This is a genomic window from Arthrobacter sp. JCM 19049, from assembly GCF_001310435.1.
In genome coordinates this window covers 1-542 of sequence record NZ_BAXF01000936.1, presented here as the reverse complement: position 1 = coordinate 542, position 542 = coordinate 1, and the positions used below count along the sequence as shown (strand labels likewise).

Sequence of the window (542 nt, the reverse complement as noted above, 5' to 3'; positions counted from 1 at the left end):
CAATCCGCGCCGGGACGCGTGGGTGATCGACGCGACCAAGGTGCTGAACCTGAACAACTACCCGCCGGCACCCGGATCTATTTGCCGGCCGAGCCGCTGCATCCCGGAGCGAAGGCTCGCTGTTCGACATCGACGGGAATCGTATCACGCGTTCCTCACGAACGCGCCACGCTACAACGTCGCCTTCCTCGACGCCCGCCACCGGGCCAGGGGCCGGTGTGAGAACAGGATCAAGACCTTGAAGTCCACGGGCTTGGGCAAGCTGCCCTACTGGTCTTTTGCCGCGAACCAGGCGTGGATCAACGTGGCGGTGCTGGCCATGAATCTGACCTCGTGGATCCAACTGACCCTGCTGCCGGTGAACCATCCTGCCGGGTGCTGGGACGTGAAGCGGTGGCGTTACCGGCTGTATTCCATCGCTGGGAAGCTGATCACCAGCAGTCGGAAAACCAGGTTATTAATCCCCGGAACTGCGCCGGAAGCCACCCTGCTCACCGACCTGCTAGAACGAGCCCAGGCCGGGTATCAGCAATGGCGTCACG

At 62.9% G+C, this 542-nt stretch carries 1 protein-coding gene; it reads left to right on the top strand.

What is annotated here, in order from left to right:
• Positions 1 to 22 precede the first annotated feature (22 nt).
• A partial coding sequence (locus JCM19049_RS21735; protein WP_279403523.1) for a transposase occupies positions 23 to 542 on the top strand: 520 nt, incomplete at its 3' end.